This window comes from Shewanella sp. 1180_01 (assembly GCF_052850535.1).
In genome coordinates, this window is the sequence record NZ_VXCT01000028.1 from 53,259 (window position 1) to 66,430 (window position 13,172).

13 protein-coding genes, 1 tRNA gene and 1 pseudogene are annotated in these 13,172 nt (G+C 44.1%); 6 read left to right on the top strand and 9 right to left on the bottom strand.

All coding sequences use genetic code 11. The annotated features are described in order from the left end of the window. Window positions 1-260: 260 nt before the first annotated feature. Window positions 261-347, top strand: a tRNA-Leu gene (locus FW758_RS14880). Window positions 348-476: 129 nt separating this feature from the next. On the opposite strand, the gene FW758_RS14885 is transcribed toward FW758_RS14880, so the two are convergent. From FW758_RS14885 to FW758_RS14915, 7 genes and pseudogenes are all read right to left on the bottom strand, one after another. Next, window positions 477-809, bottom strand: coding sequence for a YegP family protein (locus FW758_RS14885; protein WP_446445795.1), 333 nt, complete (start codon window positions 807-809; stop codon window positions 477-479). A 131-nt stretch (window positions 810-940) separates the two neighbouring features. Beyond that, window positions 941-1,345 carry a DUF2787 family protein gene (locus FW758_RS14890; protein ID WP_446445796.1) on the bottom strand — a complete coding sequence of 135 codons (405 nt, stop codon included), beginning with the start codon at window positions 1,343-1,345 and terminating at the stop codon, window positions 941-943. Window positions 1,346-1,364: 19 nt separating this feature from the next. Beyond that, a complete protein-coding gene (locus tag FW758_RS14895) occupies window positions 1,365-1,808 on the bottom strand; it encodes a JAB domain-containing protein (protein WP_115335485.1) in 444 nt (147 codons plus the stop codon). 69 nt (window positions 1,809-1,877) lie between these two features. Continuing rightward, window positions 1,878-2,414 (bottom strand): annotated as a pseudogene (locus FW758_RS14900) (DUF6641 family protein); the annotation flags it as partial. A 12-nt stretch (window positions 2,415-2,426) separates the two neighbouring features. Beyond that, entirely contained in the window at window positions 2,427-4,460 is a 2,034-nt protein-coding gene (locus FW758_RS14905; RefSeq protein WP_446445797.1) for an AAA family ATPase, read from the bottom strand. After that, window positions 4,457-5,392 (bottom strand): tyrosine-type recombinase/integrase, encoded by a 936-nt coding sequence (locus tag FW758_RS14910; protein WP_446445798.1) that lies wholly within the window; start codon window positions 5,390-5,392, stop codon window positions 4,457-4,459. Before FW758_RS14910 ends, FW758_RS14905 begins: the two co-directional genes overlap by 4 nt. A gap of 189 nt (window positions 5,393-5,581) precedes the next feature. Continuing rightward, window positions 5,582-6,277: a hypothetical protein gene (locus FW758_RS14915; protein ID WP_446445799.1), complete on the bottom strand. Its 696-nt coding sequence runs from the start codon at window positions 6,275-6,277 to the stop codon at window positions 5,582-5,584. A 413-nt stretch (window positions 6,278-6,690) separates the two neighbouring features. On the opposite strand from FW758_RS14915, the gene FW758_RS14920 reads away from it, so the two are divergent. Both FW758_RS14920 and FW758_RS14925 read left to right on the top strand, forming a co-directional pair. Further along, window positions 6,691-7,818, top strand: a complete 1,128-nt coding sequence (locus FW758_RS14920) for a hypothetical protein (protein ID WP_446445800.1) — start codon at window positions 6,691-6,693, stop codon at window positions 7,816-7,818. 157 nt (window positions 7,819-7,975) lie between these two features. Next, the gene (locus FW758_RS14925; RefSeq protein ID WP_446445801.1) at window positions 7,976-8,665 is read left to right on the top strand and encodes a hypothetical protein; all 690 of its coding nucleotides are present in this window, start codon (window positions 7,976-7,978) and stop codon (window positions 8,663-8,665) included. Between the two features lie 234 nt (window positions 8,666-8,899). Here FW758_RS14925 and FW758_RS14930 read toward each other — a convergent pair whose 3' ends face one another. Then, window positions 8,900-9,667 (bottom strand): XRE family transcriptional regulator, encoded by a 768-nt coding sequence (locus FW758_RS14930; RefSeq protein ID WP_446445802.1) that lies wholly within the window; start codon window positions 9,665-9,667, stop codon window positions 8,900-8,902. 175 nt (window positions 9,668-9,842) lie between these two features. On the opposite strand from FW758_RS14930, the gene FW758_RS14935 reads away from it, so the two are divergent. Then, window positions 9,843-10,151 carry a helix-turn-helix domain-containing protein gene (locus tag FW758_RS14935; protein WP_446445803.1) on the top strand — a complete coding sequence of 103 codons (309 nt, stop codon included), beginning with the start codon at window positions 9,843-9,845 and terminating at the stop codon, window positions 10,149-10,151. A gap of 10 nt (window positions 10,152-10,161) precedes the next feature. On the opposite strand, the gene FW758_RS14940 is transcribed toward FW758_RS14935, so the two are convergent. Then, the gene (locus FW758_RS14940; RefSeq protein ID WP_263178275.1) at window positions 10,162-10,614 is read right to left on the bottom strand and encodes a hypothetical protein; all 453 of its coding nucleotides are present in this window, start codon (window positions 10,612-10,614) and stop codon (window positions 10,162-10,164) included. Between the two features lie 110 nt (window positions 10,615-10,724). Between FW758_RS14940 and FW758_RS14945 the strand changes: the two genes are divergently transcribed. Together FW758_RS14945 and FW758_RS14950 are read left to right on the top strand one after the other, a co-directional pair. Continuing rightward, entirely contained in the window at window positions 10,725-11,210 is a 486-nt protein-coding gene (locus tag FW758_RS14945) for a hypothetical protein (protein WP_263174136.1), read from the top strand. Then, window positions 11,207-13,172: transposase domain-containing protein (locus tag FW758_RS14950; RefSeq protein ID WP_446445804.1), on the top strand; the 1,966-nt coding region annotated here is incomplete at its 3' end. The genes FW758_RS14945 and FW758_RS14950, both read left to right, overlap by 4 nt.

The window sequence follows — 13,172 nt, forward strand, 5'->3', positions numbered from 1 at the left end:
TTAAAGTCGCGGCAAAAGGCTTGCCATTGTCATGGGCAAAGGTATAATTCCCAGCACTTAGAGACAGCCAGTTGTTTTGATTGCTTCTAAGTGCATATTTGATATGCCAGTGTGGTGAAATCGGTAGACACACGGGATTCAAAAGTCACAGTGTTTACAGCTTAATTTTCACTAAGCTGATGATGTAAAAAGTTAATTCAAAAGAATTAACGTGCAAAATCCTTGCAAAGATTTGCAAAGTTTTTGAGATTGAAGATAATGCCAGTGTGGTGAAATCGGTAGACACACGGGATTCAAAATCCCGCGCCCTTAAAAGCGTGCCAGTTCGAGTCTGGCCACTGGTACCACTTCAAAGCCGACCTTAGCGTCGGTTTTTTTGTATCTAAAATTCAGTCATGTTAGATACTTACCAACTCGCTACTTTGCTAGAGTTCATCAATTTCCTTCCTGCAAAGCACCACACTGGGCATACTTGCCTAGGTCAAATCTTTAATGGTGGTTGTTTTACCATTCTCCATCACTGACTTAATCCCGTTATCTCTTGCAGCCGTGCTCGAATACATTTGGCTAGTGCCAATGATTTGATGGTTGGCTGCTTTGAGGTTGAAATACGGCTTCTCGTTTTTTGCTACTTCTTTGGCATATCGGACTTCGATTGGGGAGTTGGTTTGCACGGATTCAATACCGTTCAACGCGCCACTCTTACCTGTGTAAAGCTCGCTGGTGAGAATGACCTCTCCATTTCCCGCCTTTAATACAAACTTAAATTGCTCATTACTGCTTTTACTTAATTCATACCATCCTGACATGGGTTTACTCCTTATTCTTTAAGACAGTCCATAGCGCAAGCAAGGAAGACATTTCCTGCTTGAGCATCAGTGTAGTCGACTTTAGCGTGTTTAATAGGTGACTTTTACGGCGGTTTTGAGTGTTTTGAGGGTTAATCTGCCGACACACTGACATTAAAAACGTCTAACTCCTGCCAATAGCATAGGAAGTTTTGCTCCCATATCGGGTAAAACTCTACTGCTGCTTCAATGACTAGTAGGCCACTGATGCTTTGAAATACGCCGCTGCTAAAGTCAAAGTCCAGTTCTTTCACTAATTCCCATTGTCCCTGATAGCCGACATAGCAAAAGTCGGTGATGTAGCATAACTGCCATTGCTCGGCGTGTTTCTCTAGCCTTATTTCCACAGGATGAAAGCCACCCCGTTGTGGGCTGTAATCTGGATCACGAAAGTTAATCGTCACGGCATTGTCGGCTTGGTTAGTGATAAACGGGATTAATGCCAATAGCAGTCTGTCAGAGACAGGCAATGCTAACTCTTTGTTGATGGTATTCATTGTGTGTCCTTAATAGGTGTTAGAACAAATCGCTGTGGGTTTCACGAAGGCTGGTAAAGCGGTTAAGGCCAATAATCACATGGTCGAGGACATTGATATCCAGCACTTTGGCGCACTCAATGACTTTACGGGTGAATTGAATATCGCTAGTGCTTGGTGTTGGATCGCCTGAAGGGTGGTTATGAACAAGGATAACGCTGGGCATATTCAGAATAACGGCCGTGCGTAACACTTCGACGGGTCGCATACTGATGCCGTTCACGGAACCTGTCGCCACGACCTCTACGCAATTAATGGTGTGCTGGGTTGTCAGGTTAGCCACGATAAACATTTCTTTGGTTTCATGCTTTAGGTAGTCAAATACCTGCGCGGTATCTTCAGGCCGTGTTATGGCTTGCTCGGCCAAGGCGCACTGGGTTTCTTTGAACTGATATTTGACATTGATTTCTCGGATAATCGCCATGGTCTATCCCTATTGATACTAAAGACTCAGGAGAGAAGGAAGTCCCTTCTGCTCCTGATAGTGTGTGCATTACTTGGTGGTTTTGGCTGAGGTGTCGCTCTTAGCCTCACTCTTTGCGCCTGTGCTGGCCTCTGCACTAGCCTTAGCCTTCTTGGTCGGGAATTTGGCTGCATTGAGGATGAACTCATCTAGCTCGCCTTTCTCCACTGCATCGATAATCAGCTTGATGGTGTCAGGTAGCTTGGCTTTATCACCGACATCAATGGCGGGTTTATCCTTTACCAGTTCGATAGGCTTAATCCCGATACGGACTTCGAAGTAATAGTGACCTTCACTATCGTAGTACCATGGGCGCACTGTGATACGGCGGCGCACCTTCTTACGCTCTCCTGTCTCTGGGTCTTTGACACTTTTCTCACGGTAGGCTTCAAACTCGCTGCCTTGGATAAAGCATTCGGCCATGTCCAATTGCTGCTTCAGCTTGTCAGCCAAGCGGGTTCTTTTGGCGATGATAGGTGGCTTAACGGCAATTTCAGGGCGAGCGATAACCTTGAGCGAACTCAATAATGTTGTCATGGGGTGTTCCTTTTCGTGGTTTAGTGGGTTGTATTGCTGGGTTTAGTTGATAAAGCCAATGCGGCGCGTGGCTTGTTTACGGTTGTTTTCTTGGGTTAACAGAGCAATAGCGGTGGCTCTGTGGTTGTGGTTAGGTTGAAATAACATCCGCCTTGCTACGATAGCGAAGTCGCCGGGCGTTAATTGTTGTAGTGCATGAAGTTGGTCTACCTCTATGGCTGTGAGCTTGTTAATTCCTAGCACCTGTCGATACAAGGTCTGGCGCTGGCTTTCAGTCAGATAGTCACAGGTCAGTTTAAAGTCAAAGCGGCGCATCACTGCGCTGTCGATTGCACTGAGTGCATTGGTCGCTGCAAACACAGGCATGGTGTTGCATTCAAGCTGTGACAGCAGTTCGTTGATGAGCTGCACTTCATACTGCGCTTGAGCGCTCTCACGCTGACTGAGCAAGCTATCGACTTCATCAAAGAGCATCAGCTTCTTTGTTCTGTGCGCTTCTCTAAACAGCGCAGCAATGTTCTGCTCGCTCTCACCGACATACTTGCTTAGTACATCAGAGCACTTGATGTGCATGATATCCATGCCGTGGGTTTCAGCTAAGTGATGTACCCAACCTGTTTTGCCTGTACCTGGGGGACCATTGAGTAACACTCTGACAGGCAGACTGTTGGCTATCGCGGTATCGATATCACTGATAATGGACTGTGCATCTTGCCCGTCGATGGCGTTAAGGTTTAAGCAACTCGGGTCAAAGCTTAGCTGGCCTTGATATTTAGCCGCTGGCGGCTCTTCCCCACAGGCTTCAAGGGTGGCATCGATAACATCCAATACCACGATTTCAGCCTCATCCCCTGTTAAGGCTAAGGTACTTGCCACATGGGCGGCGTTCGCAATATAAGCAGGAGCGGCATTAGATTTGCTCGCTAACACCAAGCGAAATGCATCCGATACTTTAAGTGATTTGAGCATGGTTTTACTCATGGCAAAGCTAAAGGCTTCATCGGGTACAGGGATTTCCATCACTAGCTTAAAGCGGCGTATGTAGCTTGGCTCCAGTTGCGATACATGGTTGGTAATCCAAATAGCAGGTACAGGATTGGTTTCCAGTAAGCGCATTAAGCCTTCTTTGGAGTAATGCTCATCGGCATGCTTAAACACGCTTTCGCATTCATCAACCAATAACAGGCTTTCATCTGAGCCATCGAGCAAGCTTTGCAGTAGATTAAGGTAGGTTAAGCGTTGGCTAGTGGGCTCTTTACTCAAGAACTCCTCAGTCACTTTACCATCCTCAAACTGCACACTTTGCACTTCCACTAAGCTGCGCCGCAGTGCCTTTGCTAAAGTACGAGATAGCTCGGTCTTGCCTGTTCCCGCAGCCCCATAGAGTAAAATGTTAACCCCTTTAAGCCGCTGAGCCATGGCAGCCCTTAGATAGCGGTACACCAAATCGGCATTCACATGCTCAAATTGTTTAAGCTTGAACTGTGCCGCAGGGCTGTGTTTGATAATCGGCGCGAGCAAGGCTTCACGGCGAGTGAGCTTTTCAGTCACCAGCAATACCCTAAACGGCTCAGGTATTCTCAACAAATGCGGTAGGAGTAATGCTGCTCCCTCAATAAAGCGATTACGGGCTAAAGGTGCTAGCTGCCCATGAATATCATCACTGCTGAGTCCTGTTTCTTGCTCTAACCAATGAATGAGGATATCCGCATCATGGTCGGCTAGCAGGTTAAGCAACTCTTTGAGTCCTGCATTGGCATTGAGCACGATGATAAGCACCATCACAGGTTTCATCGCGGCATCAAGCTTAAACAGTTCACACAGAAACCGCGCATTGTGCTGCACCGTTTCTGCCATTACAGGGTAATTATCCTTTAGCGGAAACAGCGCTAGGGTGCTGTCGATATCATGGTTAATGCCATGTTGCAGCTTGATACCTACTAACGAGTTAATCGCATAGGACGGCATATATTCAAAGCCATAATCGGCGGCTGACAGTAATAAGTCTTCGGCGATTTGAGTTGCAAGGTAGTAACAATGCTTGGCGTGTTTAGCGATGGGTTTGACATTTATCATCGACTGCTGCGCCCCCGTTTAATGGGTTTATCCGGCGGAATGTAATCCAGCATCGCAGCGGCTTGCTTCATAAACGCATGGTCACGTTTATCGTAAATAGTGGTGGTACTGATATCGGCGTGTCCTGCCATTTGGCGCACGGTATTGATATCCACATTTTGCTCAAGCAAGCGAGTTATAAAGGTACGGCGTAAATCATGGGGTGATACGTTATCCACTCCTAGCTCATACAAGGTATCTTTAACTAACCGATATAAAGCCGTTGGGGTGGTTGGCTCAGATAACTTAAGCTTGCCAGTTAGCGTTGACTTACACACTAAATAACCCTGCTGGCGCTGACGTAACTTAAGCCATACCAACAGATTTTGCTCTACCCATTCAGGTAAGAACAAGGTGCGACTCTTGTTACCTTTACCCGCAGCCACGGTCAGGGTATGCAAGTTGGCATCGTAGTCACTCAGCATCAACGCCGATAACTCACTACGGCGCAACCCAGTGCCCAAGAACAGGCTAAATATCACCAGATTACGGGTAGCAAAGGTGCCTTTTTGCGTTTTACAGTAATCCAATACCGCGGTCACTTGCTCGGTGCTTAGCGGCGTACCTTGATGCTCACCGTGCTTTACTTGATTAATGGTCTGTAAGTTTGCAACTTGCGATAAATCGGCTTTGTTCATCAAGGCCGCCACTTTGACGATATTCTTAATCGCTATCATGGCGCGGTTGATGGAACGGGCTGACCACTGTGCATGAGTCATCACTGCGCGTATTTGCAGTGCTTGTTGATAGTCAATCTGACACAGCTTGTCATCGAGACAGTCTTCTTGCCACTGCATGAGTCGCGCAATACTGCGCATTTGTGAGCTGATAGAGCGCTGACTATTAATAGACAGGCGGCTCAAATACAGCGCATAAGGGGTCGCTGTAGTCATAGAAAACTCCAGTAAGTGTATTAAATTGAATTGTGTTTAGAGGGTTGAGCGAGAAGGGAAAAGTGATACTAGAAACACGTTCATAATATCACTTTTGAGCTTGAATTTCAGCCACTGTTTTTGACACGGTTAGGTACAGCAAACTATTTCTTATTTGCTTTTTATAACTGTTTAACTAACATGGATGCTTCACTTTTTCCACCTAATGCCACCTAATCTAGGTGAAGAGCTCTGTTCTTCTTTGTTTTTCACTGTAGTTCTTTTGGGTTTTCCCCACTTTAAGTTTAATTTAGAATTAACTACTCCTTTATTCAAAACTACATGAACGTATTCAGTAATGATGCTATTTGTAGTTTGGGGGAGTTTGTTAAGGCAAAAGTCGATATTTACTTGAGTTAACGTTAAAAGTGCAAAGTCATGTAACTTAGTTAAGATTTTCAATAAATCACAATCCTTATCAAGGGTTATATTTGTTTTATTGATTAGTTGTAAGAGGTTGTTTTTTGGTTTTTTGAATTTTTGTCGATGCGGGCTAGATTTTGATTGGCTAAAGTATAAATCTCCATTACTTCCGAAATTATCGGTTTTAAATTGATTAGTTTTTATGGAGAAAACTTGTTGTTCAACCCAATCATCTTGATTTGCCCAGTGTTCGTATAGGAATAGGGCTACTTTTAGCTCGTCAAGGCTCAATGTCGGTGTTGATAGTAAGTTCATAACATGCTGTGCATGTTTTGTGCTTGCTTTGGCGTACCTAGCTAAATCAGCTGATTCGACAGACGGCATGTGTTCCTTTAGTAGTATGCGGTCGGACAAGCGTTTTTCCAATAAGATGGGATTGTTTTCCGTTCCAATAAGGCCTTGAGTTTTACAAATATCTTCCATCTATCTATCCATATAATTTTTAAGGTTATTTTTGTTTTTTTTGTTTTTTTTGCTTTTTTTATTATCTTTTTAAATAGAAAAACTAAGGGTTAAAGCAAAGTGTCCATCCACTATAAGCCCCGTCCTTTAGCAATTCCATCCAAATTTTAGTTGAATTTATCAAGCATCTTTCAATACTTTTTCTGTTCCTATCTACATAATAAATTCTTTATCATCTAACGTATTGAAATTAAATTGTTATTTTTGATTTTTCAACTTGTTCCAACTTTTTCTCATTACTTCTGAGTAAAAAAAATTACATTAGTTCGGAGGGAATACAACCTATTGATAATCCTTATTATTGATCCCTGTGGAGAGTGGCATTCACTCTACATCGAAGATTTGGTATTAACAATTGAACTGAGGAGCATCAAATGGAACAAGCTAATAAGAGCATTTTGCTGGACGTCAATCAGGTTGAAAGTGATGGGGTACAAGACTTAAGTGATGGAACAAGTGCTCCTAAAGTTGGTGAAAGCGATATTCCTGAAATTATTACTGGTGAACAAGAGTCTATCGGGCTTGGTAATCCCAAGTATAAGCCAACTCAGGAAGAGGTAAATGACACAATTGTAAACCTTCTCAACACATTTGCAGAATTTAAATATTGGTTATTTCTAATATACATCCATGAAATGTATAAATATCCTCCTTATAACTGTAAATCAATAAGTGAATTTGTGGGGAAGCATTTAACTATCTCACGTGCAACGGTTTATCGAGTGATTGTCGAAATTAGTATTAATTACTCTATATATGATAGTTATGACTGGCGTTCTCCAAAAATCAATTCCAATATTTGCCAGAAGCTTAATCGTGTTTTAATTACTCAAGGTTTGCACCAACTCAAATGTTTCTGGTTTGAGTTAAATAGTAAACTAGATAAGCCTATGACGGCTATAATTGTAGAGCAACAAATTTTTCATTATGGGAGGTTTAATTGCCTTTCAGATAATCAAACGCATAAAAGTGATCTAAAAGTACCTACACATATAAAGCCACAATCTATTCAGAGTTTTGAAAATAAATTTGGAGAGGATGGTTCTATTTATCCTGATAAAGAGTATTTACCTTACTGCGATGAATCCGATGATGAATCCGATGATGAATCCGATGATGAATCCGATGATGAATCCGATGATGAATCCGATGATGAATCCGATGATGAATCCGATGATGAATCCGATGATGAATTCGATGATGAATCCGATGATGAATCCGATGATGAATCCGATGATGAATTCGATGATGAATCCGATGATGAATCCGATGATGAATCCGATGATGAATCCGATGATGAATCCGAGTTGGGATATCTTATAAAGGGCATGATTAAAGATGATACTGCTCGCACATTTGGTGCGGTCTATACAAGCAGAACAGCAGAATGTATTAAGCTTCTCTCAAAAATGCACCCAGTAGAATTGATTGCTATTGTTGACTGTGCGGAGCAAATTTTAGCGGCACGTGATTCAATTTTGTCTCAAGTTGAGACAGATTAACGTAAATTCATGACCTATATGTTCGTGCCAATATTCATTTGAGCATTGGCACGCATTTTTATAATTTCAGGTTCAGATTTTTAATCTGTAAATATTGACACATCCTTGATTGTTAATAATTTGACTGTAATGTAAGATAATGTGAGTGTATTCGTATATGAGTTATTCTAATGATTGTTCTAATACATCTGTTATGCCTAATGATGGTTTAGATGAAAATAGTATTCTAGATTTTTATACTAAAAGTAATATTTTTTATATTGATAAACACTCAATGGTTCAGCCAGAACTCAATCGTGTTATTGCTAAACTCACTAATCCTAAAAATTTTAGCTATACAACCAATATCACAAAGATTATCAGAGTGCTGCGAGATAAAGAAATCGTTGGCAACCAACAAAATCTTATGCAATTAGCAATTGATAATATTAGTGAGGATACGGTAGATGTAGATTATATTAAGATTGGTATTAAGCTATCAAAATCAGATCAAGATAAATTGCTTAGTAAACGTAGTGACCTATTTGGCATCCAGAATATTAAAACTAATCCGCGTAAAGAACGCCTTAATATTAGTAAAGTTAAAATCGGTGATATTAATTATGGCTTTAAATCTGATGGGAAGAGCTGTTTCTTTACACATAAGTTTTTGATGTGTGTTGATAATGATATCTATCGCTATATCCATGTTTATATCGCTGATCCCGCCCATCCCAAGAATAAAGGTCGGAAACTGGCGTACAACTGTGTAATTGAGTTTATTCCTACCCGAGTTAGCAACCAGCAAGTCTCGTTTATGTTGTACCAGTTTTATTCTCTGTTAGGGCCGCGCTGTATAGACTCTTAAATAATGATCAGAAACCAATTAAATCGAGATTAGATAAAATTTGGCCTGAATAAATGAGATCGATTGAGGAACGGCGCGGGTTTGCTGGGCGAGTTGTCCAGGCTACCGCGCCGTTTTTGTATCTGATTGGTGCGATCTCAATTTTGATCAATCGCGATCCAATTTAAAGGAATGCCGCTACAAAAGTGATCACAGTGATTTAAACCTATGTGACGTTTAAAAGAGGTTTAAATTTTAATCCCCAATATCCTTCGAGATGTGAACAACCTGCCCAACAACTTGAAAGCCGTGCTGCTCATCCATTGGGACTTCTATAGGGTCATATAACTTATTATCACTTAGTAAGCGCCAGGCGTTAGGCATAACCTGCACACGTTTTACCCACAGTTGGTTCTCATTGCGGATAACAAAGATATTACCGTCGGTGAGTTCGGTGCGCTGCATGTTAATTAGCAAGGTGTTGTTATTGCTAATGATGGGTTCCATGCTATCGCCCTTGGCCCATACTACTACTAAGTCCTTTTCAGCAAAGCCTCGCCATTTAAGCCAACGCTTTCTAAATGCAAGATGACGGCTAGGCTCAACTTCATCCGAACCCTCACTCCCCCAGCCTGCAGAGACTTGTACGCTATAGCCTGGTATCAAAGCAAATTCAGAAAGAAAACCCGAAGGTGTCGCCATTTGCGCAACCACATCAACAGACTTGTCAGTATGAGACTGACTAACTAACGCATCAAAATCCTTCTGGTACTTAGGGCCATTGCCCGTCACCAACCATTCCACGGTCACACCGCCTGCTTTAGCTATTGCAATGAGCCTTTCCACATTAGGTGTCGAGTCACCTATCGAATATTTCTGAATCGCTGTTTGAGAAAGGTCAGCCTTCATCGCAAATGAACGCGCACTGTCTGAACCAATTATTTCAGTAAGCCTAGAACTAAAACATTCAACTTCACCACCTGAACTTGAATGAGGTCGTTCAACTTTATTTAATTCATCCATACAGAAGATAACCCATTGATACTAAATAAAAAACAATAATATGAGTGCTTTTAAACTCAACACCGAACTTGAATGAAGATATAAATCTATTGCAACTGAATTCATTTGAGGTTAATTTACACTTGCAGTTAACTAAATGAGTTCAAGCAAACAGCTATATCTAGGAGCAAAAAAAATGCGTAAGCAAACTACTTCACTTCGCACAAAAGACGACTGGCATCGCGCCGATATTATCGCTGCCATCCGTAAACAGGGCTCCACCTTATCCGCCGTTGCCCGTGAGAATGGCTTAGCCTCAAACACTTTGCAAAATGCGTTGCGGGTTTCTTGGCCAAAGGGCGAGCGCATAATTGCTGATGCCATTGGCATTGATGCCGCTGAGATCTGGCCTAGCCGTTACTCACATCCTAACAAACTCGTCGAAAACGATATTAACACAACAGCTAATAAAAGTGCGCACAAACAAGTTCAAGAGGTCGCATAAATGAGCGCACCTAAAAAAACATGCCCCCTATGTAAGCAGGATGTAACTGCCCCTCAATCAGCAAGCGCCAGCGTTTATGCCACACAGGGGATACCGCCAGTAGCTGGCAATGATGATCCTCTTCTAACTGAACCAAGCGATGCGCTATTTGGCGAAGGCGTGAGGTTAAAAGTTGGATTTGGGACGGTGGCAGATGCGAGAGCGCATAGCGAAGCTCGTCGTCAGTGGGCGCAAACGCGAAAGATAGTGCGTTACCAACACATTCGCCTAGCGCCATTACGTTGGATGTTGACGTTTCGGGACGAACTTCGGGCACTAAAACGCCTGGTAAGAGAGTGCGTATTTGTTGCAGTTCAGCATGCAAAGCATCAATGGAAACAAAGATAAATGACGTCACCAACTCGTGGAGTGTTTCTGCATCCATGGGTATGAGTTCGCTTGGTACGTTGAGTGGGTTGGTCATAGTTAGCCTGTTTTATTGATTGAATTGCATTGAAGTGTATGAGCAATGCGATCGCTCCGACAAGCGCAACGATCGACTTTGTTTGGAACTGAATTTTATAGGGGTTTCCAATGGCTAGACGCAACTGGAAAAAGGTACGAGCAAATAATCTGCGCCACTCAATGGAGTTGTGCTTAGAGTTTGCCCGCGAAAAACAAAACCTTTCAGTAGACCGCGTTGCCGATCTGATGGGTTTGCCTAGCAAGTGGACGCTATATAAATGGCTTGAGAATGGTCGTATTCCTGCCGTATTGATCCGCCCATTTGAGCACGCCTGTGGTGCGGATTACATGACCTTGTATATCGCTGCATCTAGCAACCGCCTCGTTATCGATATTCCCAGCGGCCGTAAAGCCACTAATACCGAAGTCAACGAACTACAAGGCTCGTTTAGTGAAGCTATGGGATTGCTGATCCGTTTTTACCAAGGACAAAGCGCAGCCGAAGACACCATCACTGCACTTAACAATGTGATGGGTGGCATTGCCTGGCATAGCGAAAACGTCAGTAAAAGCCAAGAACCAGAGCTGGCGATGTTCGATGGAGAAAATGAATGAGCACATCACAAAAACAATGGTTTAGTGCTGCTGAATTAATCGGTTTACCTGACATGCCTGGCACGACACAAAACATTAACGCTAAAGCCAAGCGCGAAGGTTGGACATGCCGCAAACGTGAAGGTCGTGGCGGTGGTTTTGAATATCACCTCAACAGTTTACCGCCTGCCGCTAAAGCCAAGTTGCTTGCACAGCAAGGCAAGATTGAGCTTAACGGTACTGTGCTGAATGCCCCCAAACCTAAAGCTGCGCGTGAGCGTTACGATGCCGCTAGCCTTTGGCAATTGTGGGAACGTGCGGGCGAACACGCCCAGTCTGTTGCCAAAGCCAAACTGGCTTATGTGAGTGCCTTTTATGCGCTAGTTGAATCCGGTACCAACAAAATGGCAGCTTACGAGCATATCGCCGTTGAATTTGGTGTAGCCGTGCCAACCTTGCGCCGTGACTGTAAAAAGGTCGAAGGCTTTGATAAAGCCGATTGGGCACCGCAGTTGTTGACCAAAAACAAAATTGCGGCGATGAACAACGCCGCTAACCGTTTAGCCCCCGTGAGTGATGAAGCGTGGGAATGGTTTAAAACCGACTACCTGCGGTTAGAACAACCTAACTTTGCCACTAGCTATTGGGCCTTGTTAGACACAGCCAAAAAACACAACTGGGAAGTCCCCTCGGTTGATAGCTTAAAACGTCGCTTAGATAAAGAAGTGCCACACGAACAGCAAGTGATGTTACGCCAAGGCGAACATGCACTGATGCAACTCTACCCAGCACAGCAACGTACCGTGCTGGATATCGAGGCGATGGAGTGGATCAATGGTGACGGCTATCAACATAACGTATTTGTGCGCTGGCATAACGGTGAAATCCTGCGACCCAAAACGTGGTTTTGGGCGGATATTCGCACCCGCAAGATCCTCGCTTGGCGCGTTGGTGTGTCTGAAAATACCGACACTATTCGCCTGTCGCTAATGGATGTGGTCAATCAATACGGTATTCCTAAGCAACTTACGCTGGATAACACCCGTGCAGCCGCCAACAAGTGGATGACGGGCGGCGTACCTAACCGATATCGCTTTAAAGTGAAGCCTGACGACCCTATGGGTTTGATCCCCATGCTCGGTATTCAACTGCATTGGTCGAGCGTGATCCACGGCAAAGGCCATGGCCAAGCTAAGCCAATAGAACGCGCTTTTGGCGTGGGTGGTTTGGGCGAATTTGTAGATAAAAACATTGCCTTTGAGGGTGCATACACTGGCGCAAACCCAACGGCAAAACCCGACAACTATGGCAGCAAAGCCGTTGCTGCTGAGGTGTTTATGCGGGTGTTAGCCGAAGGCGTTCAGACTTTTAACCAAAGGCCAAACCGTGAAACTGAAGTGTGTCGCGGCGTAATGTCATTCGACGAAGCCTTTGCTGCCAGTTATCAAAATGCAACGGTGCGTAAAGCCACTGCGGAACAAAAACGCATGTTGTTACTCAGCGCCGAAGCGGTACGTGTTAGCAGCCAAGCAACGATAGTGCTCGATGCGGGCGGCGCGGTTGCCAGCCGTAAAAACCGTTATCACCACGAAGCTTTATATAGCTATGTCGGCCAGAAGATCGTCGCCCGTTTTGACCCCGATAACCTGCACGGCATGGTGGTGTGTTACACGCTGTCTGGTCTGCTGATCTGTGAGGCCAACTGTATTCAAGCGACTGGCTTTGGTGATACCGATGCCGCCCGCGAACACACTCGCCACCGTACCCAATTCACCAAGGCTAATAAGTTAGCTGCCAAAGCACATAAGCGCATGAGCAACCTTGAAGCCGCTGAGTTAATGCGCGGGGTTGAACCTGAACCGCCTTTAACGCCAGCAGCCACCGAGATAGTGCATATCCGTCACGGCAATACCGTGCGCACTGTCGCCGCCCAGCCAGAGGCTGAAAACTTTGAAGAGGCCTTTGCACTCGGCGTATCGGCGT

Bases quoted from the DNA above. Each gene is read 5' to 3' on its own strand.
- FW758_RS14885 (WP_446445795.1), bottom strand. From the start codon at position 809: ATGTCAGGATGGTATGAATTAAGTAAAAGCAGTAATGAGCAATTTAAG.
- FW758_RS14890 (WP_446445796.1), bottom strand. From the start codon at position 1,345: ATGAATACCATCAACAAAGAGTTAGCATTGCCTGTCTCTGACAGACTG.
- FW758_RS14895 (WP_115335485.1), bottom strand. From the start codon at position 1,808: ATGGCGATTATCCGAGAAATCAATGTCAAATATCAGTTCAAAGAAACC.
- FW758_RS14905 (WP_446445797.1), bottom strand. From the start codon at position 4,460: ATGATAAATGTCAAACCCATCGCTAAACACGCCAAGCATTGTTACTAC.
- FW758_RS14910 (WP_446445798.1), bottom strand. From the start codon at position 5,392: ATGACTACAGCGACCCCTTATGCGCTGTATTTGAGCCGCCTGTCTATT.
- FW758_RS14915 (WP_446445799.1), bottom strand. From the start codon at position 6,277: ATGGAAGATATTTGTAAAACTCAAGGCCTTATTGGAACGGAAAACAAT.
- FW758_RS14920 (WP_446445800.1), top strand. From the start codon at position 6,691: ATGGAACAAGCTAATAAGAGCATTTTGCTGGACGTCAATCAGGTTGAA.
- FW758_RS14925 (WP_446445801.1), top strand. From the start codon at position 7,976: ATGAGTTATTCTAATGATTGTTCTAATACATCTGTTATGCCTAATGAT.
- FW758_RS14930 (WP_446445802.1), bottom strand. From the start codon at position 9,667: ATGGATGAATTAAATAAAGTTGAACGACCTCATTCAAGTTCAGGTGGT.
- FW758_RS14935 (WP_446445803.1), top strand. From the start codon at position 9,843: ATGCGTAAGCAAACTACTTCACTTCGCACAAAAGACGACTGGCATCGC.
- FW758_RS14940 (WP_263178275.1), bottom strand. From the start codon at position 10,614: ATGACCAACCCACTCAACGTACCAAGCGAACTCATACCCATGGATGCA.
- FW758_RS14945 (WP_263174136.1), top strand. From the start codon at position 10,725: ATGGCTAGACGCAACTGGAAAAAGGTACGAGCAAATAATCTGCGCCAC.